Annotated in this window: 6 protein-coding genes; 3 read left to right on the forward strand and 3 right to left on the reverse strand. The window is 70.5% G+C overall.

Going from position 1 to position 5,848, the window contains the following annotated elements; all coding sequences use genetic code 11:
* Nucleotides 1–47 precede the first annotated feature (47 nt).
* Nucleotides 48–434, reverse strand: coding sequence for a putative acetyltransferase (locus tag HZZ10_RS19210; protein ID WP_218928966.1), 387 nt, complete (start codon nt 432–434; stop codon nt 48–50).
* A gap of 119 nt (nt 435–553) precedes the next feature.
* On the opposite strand from HZZ10_RS19210, the gene fdxA reads away from it, so the two are divergent.
* The 3 genes from fdxA (at nt 554) to HZZ10_RS18855 (ending at nt 3,626) form a co-directional block, all read left to right on the forward strand.
* The gene (gene fdxA, locus HZZ10_RS18845) at nt 554–871 is read left to right on the forward strand and encodes a ferredoxin (RefSeq protein WP_056129490.1); all 318 of its coding nucleotides are present in this window, start codon (nt 554–556) and stop codon (nt 869–871) included.
* Between the two features lie 9 nt (nt 872–880).
* Nucleotides 881–2,017 carry a succinyldiaminopimelate transaminase gene (gene dapC / locus HZZ10_RS18850; RefSeq protein ID WP_179914690.1) on the forward strand — a complete coding sequence of 379 codons (1,137 nt, stop codon included), beginning with the start codon at nt 881–883 and terminating at the stop codon, nt 2,015–2,017.
* 310 nt (nt 2,018–2,327) lie between these two features.
* Nucleotides 2,328–3,626 carry a citrate synthase gene (locus HZZ10_RS18855; protein ID WP_179914691.1) on the forward strand — a complete coding sequence of 433 codons (1,299 nt, stop codon included), beginning with the start codon at nt 2,328–2,330 and terminating at the stop codon, nt 3,624–3,626.
* 84 nt (nt 3,627–3,710) lie between these two features.
* Here the strand turns inward: HZZ10_RS18855 and HZZ10_RS18860 are convergent, their stop codons facing one another.
* On the reverse strand, nt 3,711–4,604 hold the full coding sequence (locus HZZ10_RS18860; protein ID WP_235533841.1) for a hypothetical protein: 894 nt from the start codon (nt 4,602–4,604) through the stop codon (nt 3,711–3,713).
* 78 nt (nt 4,605–4,682) lie between these two features.
* On the reverse strand, nt 4,683–5,642 hold the full coding sequence (gene dapD, locus HZZ10_RS18865) for a 2,3,4,5-tetrahydropyridine-2,6-dicarboxylate N-succinyltransferase (protein WP_179914692.1): 960 nt from the start codon (nt 5,640–5,642) through the stop codon (nt 4,683–4,685).
* Between the last annotated feature and the right edge of the window lie 206 nt (nt 5,643–5,848).

Raw genomic sequence — 5,848 nt, forward strand, 5'->3', positions numbered from 1 at the left:
CGCCAGCACCTCCGCGCCGCCTGCCCACCTGCCCACCTGCCCGCCGCTCAGCCCTCGCGGGGCCGGCGGCGCGGAGGTGCTGGCGGCACGATCTTCCCCGTCGCGACGGAGGCGAGCCGGACCTCGACGGTCCCCGTCCGGGTCTCGATCGTCAGAGCCTCGTCGCTGCGGTCCGTGATCGTCCCGAGCACGTCGGTGTAGAGGTGGCTCGATCCCTCGGGGAGCCGGGTGCGGACTATCACCCGGACGCCGGGCTCCCAGCTCTCCCACGGACGCGCAGGCGTGCCGCTCTGCCCAGCCGAGCTGCCGCCCTGCTCTGTCGAGCCTGCTGACAGCTCCGGTGGGCCGACGGTCGGGAGCGCCGCCGCAGTGTCGTCGCTGGCAGGCGACCCAGGGCCGTGGTCGTCGGGCGTGCGGTGTGTCGGGAAAGTCACAGGACCTCGAGGAGTCGGAGGACGGGCACCGGAGACGGCAGGTGCGGATCTAGGCGATACTAGAACGTCGCTGTCCAGGCGCTCCCACGTCTGGACTCGCCCTCGGGAAGGACATCGAAGTGACCTACGTGATCGCGCAGCCCTGTGTCGACGTCAAGGACAAGGCGTGCATCGAAGAGTGCCCCGTGGACTGCATCTACGAGGGCAAACGGTCGCTCTACATCCACCCGGACGAGTGCGTCGACTGCGGTGCCTGCGAGCCCGTGTGCCCAGTCGAGGCCATCTACTACGAAGACGACGTGCCCGACGAGTGGTCGGAGTACTACAAGGCGAACGTCGAGTTCTTCGACGACCTCGGCTCTCCTGGCGGTGCCGCCAAGATGGGCGAGATCGACAAGGACCACCCCGTCATCCTCGCTCTGCCTCCGCAGGCCTGAGGCGCGCCCGTGGGTCTCGCCGACCTCAGCGACCTCCCGTTCCCGTGGGACACCCTGGTCCCGGCCGCGACCCGCGCCAGGTCGCACCCCCGCGGCATCGTCGACCTGTCGGTCGGCACCCCGGTCGACCCGACCCCCGCACTGGTCCAGGACGCCCTCGCTGGCGCGGGTGACGCCCACGGCTACCCGACGACCCACGGCACGCCAGTGCTGCGCGAGGCCGTCTCCGCGTGGTTCGCGCGCCGCCGCGGCGTCGACGGTCTCGACCCTGCCGCCGTGCTGCCGACGATCGGCTCCAAGGAGATCGTCGCGCTGCTCCCGTCCTTGCTCTCGCTCGGCGCAGGTGACGTCGTCGTGCACCCTGCTGCGGCGTACCCGACCTACGACGTCGGGGCGCGCCTGGCGGGTGCCACGGCCCTCGCCACGTCCGACGTCTCCGACTGGGAGGGACGCCACGACGTCCGCCTCGTCTGGGTGAACTCGCCGGGCAACCCGACGGGTGAGGTGCTCTCGGTCGAGGAGCTGGCCCGGGTGGTCCGTGCTGCACGGGCCGCCGGCGCCGTGGTGGTCAGCGACGAGTGCTACGCCGAGCTTGCCTGGGACGAGCCCTGGAGCACCGGCGGGGTGCCGAGCATCCTCGACCCTCGGGTCAACGGCGGTTCCCACGAGGGTCTGCTCGCCGCGTACTCGCTCTCCAAGCAGTCCAACCTCGCGGGCTACAGGTCGGCCTTCGTCGCGGGCGACCCGGCCCTCGTCGCCCGCCTGCTCGAGCTCCGCAAGCACATGGGCATGATCGTCCCGGCACCGGTCCAGGCCGCGACCGCCGCAGCTCTCGCCGACGACGCCCACGTCGCCGCCCAGCGCGAGGTCTACCGTCGCCGCCGCGACGTTCTGCTCCCGGCGCTGCGGTCCTACGGCCTCGAGGTCGACGGCTCTCACGCTGGTCTGTACCTCTGGAGCCGTCCCGCCGGTGCCGCGCCTGGCGACCCCGTCGCGTGGCAGACCGTCGACGCCCTGGCTGGTCTGGGGATCCTCGTGGCACCTGGCACCTTCTACGGGTCGGCGGGAGCCGCTCACGTGCGGGTGGCTCTCACGGCGACAGACGAGCGCATCGACGAGGCTGCTGCGAGGCTCATCTCCGGTTGACCCGGCTTGGTGTCGATTTGACTCAGTTGTGGTGCAGGCCAGACACTTGCCTGACCGTGCTCTGGTGAAGTCTGAGCCGTCGTCTCGATGACGGCGTAGCACCTCCGGAGTGTGACCTGTCTCACTCCGAATATGGGTCTTTGGGCCCTTCACTGATTGGGCACATCCCTCAGGTGCCAGGTACGGTCGCAGTGGGCCAGTGTCGTCCTCACCCAGGTCGACGCCGGCAGTCAGCGGCGCCCTCCGGCGTCGAGCAGGAGGAGCACCGCTCTGCCCGACAGGGTGGCGTCGCGTGCGCAGGAAGGAAGCTATGTCGGACACTCAGACACCTACCGTCACCCTCGACGTCGACGGACGGTCACAGGTGCTGCCGGTCGTCCCGGCGACAGACGGGAACGACGGGATCGTCGTGTCGTCGCTGCTGCGCGAGACAGGCATGGTCACCGTGGACCCCGGGTTCATGAACACCGCCTCGTGCGAGTCGGAGATCACCTACATCGACGGCGACGCGGGGATCCTGCGCTACCGCGGGTACCCGATCGACCAGCTCGCCGAGAAGTCGACCTTCCTCGAGGTCGCCTACCTGCTCATCCACGGAGAGCTCCCGAGCAAGAGCGAGGGCGAGGCCTTCGTCGAGCGCGTGAACCGCCACACGCTCGTGCACGAGGACTTCCGCACCTTCATGGGGACCTTCCCGCGCAACGGGCACCCGATGGCCGTGATGTCGTCGGCGATCAACGCGCTGTCGACGTTCTACCCGGAGTCCCTCGACCCCTTCGACGACGAGACGATCGAGCTCGCGACGGTCCTGCTGCTCGCCAAGTCGCGGACCATCACCTCGTACCTGCACCGCCGCCGCGTCGGCGAGCCGCTGCTGTACCCGGACTACTCGCGCGGCTATGTCGACGACTTCCTCCGCATGACCTTCGCTGTCCCGTACCAGCAGTACGACTCCGACCCCACGGTCGTCGACGCCCTCGACAAGCTGCTCATCCTGCACGCCGACCACGAGCAGAACTGCTCGACGTCGACGGTCCGCATCGTCGGCTCGAGCCACGCGAACCTCTACGCCTCCGTGGCCGCCGGGATCAACGCGCTCTCCGGCCCGCTCCACGGTGGTGCCAACGAGTCGGTCCTCAAGATGCTCCAGTCGATCCAGTCCTCCGACTACGACGTCGACACCTTCATGACGAAGGTGAAGAACAAGGAGGACGGCGTCCGCCTCATGGGCTTCGGCCACAGGGTCTACAAGAACTACGACCCGCGTGCCGCGATCGTCAAGAAGAGCGCCGACGCCGTGCTCTCGACGCTCGGCAAGCGCGACGAGCTCCTCGACATCGCGCTGCAGCTCGAGGAGATCGCCCTCAACGACGACTACTTCATCGAGCGCAAGCTCTACCCCAACGTCGACTTCTACACGGGCCTGATCTACAAGGCCATGGGTTTCGAGCCGGCGATGTTCACGCCGCTCTTCGCCCTGGGGCGCATGCCCGGCTGGATCGCGCAGTGGCGCGAGATGATGAAGGACCCGCAGACGAAGATCGGCCGTCCGCGCCAGATCTACACGGGTGCGACCGAGCGGCCGTACGTCCCGGTCGACGAGCGCTGACGCCCCCCGAGCACGCGACAGAGCCCGCCCTGCGACGAGCAGGGCGGGCTCTGTCGTGCTCGGGGCCAGGGGGCCCGGGAGGGGTCAGCCGGCCGCGGGCAGCGTCAGCCGCACCTGACCCGCAGGGACAGCGGCGGCCGCGTCGACAGGCGCCCACTCTCGCGTGCTCCTCGACCAGACCTGGTCGGCGACCGCGACGGTCTCGATCCCGGTGGCCGAGGCCGTCGCGACCGACCAGCTGCCGAGGGCCCAGGTCACCACGTCGAGGGGGTCACGCTCGGTGAGCGGTGCGGCCTGGAGCACGATCTGCAGCCCGTCGCCCCGGGTGCTGACCCCTTCGCCGAGGTCTCGGGTCGCGCGGGCCTCGACCGCTGCCAGCGCCGTCTCGACGCTCGTGGGGTTCCCAGCCTCGACGAGCGGGGCGTCAGGCAGCGTGCAGGTGATCCCAGCCGGTGTCTGGCCCCTCAGTGCGGCGGCCCAGGCACGCGACCTGGGCTCGTGCTGGGCGTAGGCGTCAGGGAAGCCGGACCGCTGGACAGCCTGCGCGGCCTCGGTCACCGGGAGGTCGAGGTACCCCGAGATGGTGTCGAGCCCGTCGTAGAACTTGGTCGCCGAGTAGACGGGGTCCATGATCTGCTCGACCGATCCCCAGCCCTGGGACGGGCGCTGCTGGAACAGCCCGACGGAGTCCCGGTCGCCGTAGTCGATGTTCTCCAGGCGCGACTCCTGCAGCGCTGTGGCCAGCCCGATCGTCGCGGCGCGCGCCGGCATCTGCCTCCGCAGAGACATGCTCGCGATGAGAGCGGCGTTGTCGGCCTGGTCGACCGACATCCGCCAGTCCGAGCCGTCCAGGACAGCGACGCAGCCTTGCCTGTCGGCCACCTGCGGCTGGGTCCTGTCGAGCAGGACGACCACGCCACCGACGGCGAGAGCACCGACGGCGAGCACGGAGACCGTCGTGACGACAGCGCGTCGCACGGAGGCGCGACGCGCCCGCGCCGCACGCTGAGAGCGCGCCGGCGTGCGGCGTGACGACGGGACCTGGGGCGGCACGGATCAGTTGGCGTGCAGCGCGGCGTTGAGCTCGATGCCCACGCCGTCACGCGAGACGGCCTCGATCGCGCCGGTCAGCGAGTTGCGGCGGAACAGCAGGTTGTCGTGGCCCGAGAGGTCACGGGCCTTGACGACCTGGGGGCCTCCGTCGGGACCTGTCGTCGTCCCCACGAGGGCGACCTTGCTGCCGGCGGTGAGGTACAGCCCGGACTCGACGACGCAGTCGTCCCCGAGCGCGATGCCCAGACCGGCGTTGGCGCCGAGGAGCGAGCGGCGACCGATCGAGACGACCTCCTTGCCACCACCCGACAGGGTGCCCATGATCGAGGCGCCACCGCCGATGTCGCTGCCGTCACCGACGACCACCCCGGCCGAGATCCGGCCCTCGACCATCGAGGTGCCGAGAGTTCCCGCGTTGAAGTTGACGAAGCCCTCGTGCATCACGGTCGTGCCCGAGGCGAGGTGGGCGCCGAGGCGGACGCGGTCTGCGTCGGCGACGCGGACGCCCGTCGGGACCACGTAGTCGACCATTCGGGGGAACTTGTCGACGCTCAGCACGGTGACGGGCCCGCGGGCGCGCAGGCGTGCCCGGGTGGTGTCGAAGCCCTCGACGGCGCACGGGCCGTGGTTGGTCCAGACGACGTTGGCCAGGACCCCGAAGAGCCCGTCGAGGTTCTGCCCGTGCGGCGCGACGAGCCTGTGGGACAGCAGGTGCAGGCGCAGGTAGGCGTCCGGGGCGTCGGTCGGCGCCTCGTCGAGGTCGATCTCGACGGTGACGAGCACCAGGTCGACGTCGCGGGCCTCGTCGCGCCCGACCAGGGCGGCGAGCTCTGCGGGCTCGGCGGCGTCCTCGGGAGCTGTGCCGAGCGCTGGGCTCGGGTACCAGACGTCGAGGACGACCCCTGCTGTCGTGACGGTGGCCAGGCCGTGGCCCCAGGCGGAGCGTGAGGTCGAAGAAGTCATGGTGCCCAGCCTATGCGTCGGCAGGTGGAGACGGTGTGCAGGATCCGGCGGACGAGACCCGGTGAGACTGTGATGCTGGCCGGGGGAGCCGAGTCCCGGCACGGAGCCGGAGCCTGGCGACGGGCCGGCGCGGGTCTGCACGGCCCCTGCCCGGCGCGCTAGGGTCGGGCGGGTGAGCCACGAGACCCCGCAGCCCCTGTCTCTTA

The organism is Sanguibacter inulinus, assembly GCF_013415325.1.
Lineage (GTDB): Bacteria > Actinomycetota > Actinomycetes > Actinomycetales > Cellulomonadaceae > Sanguibacter > Sanguibacter inulinus.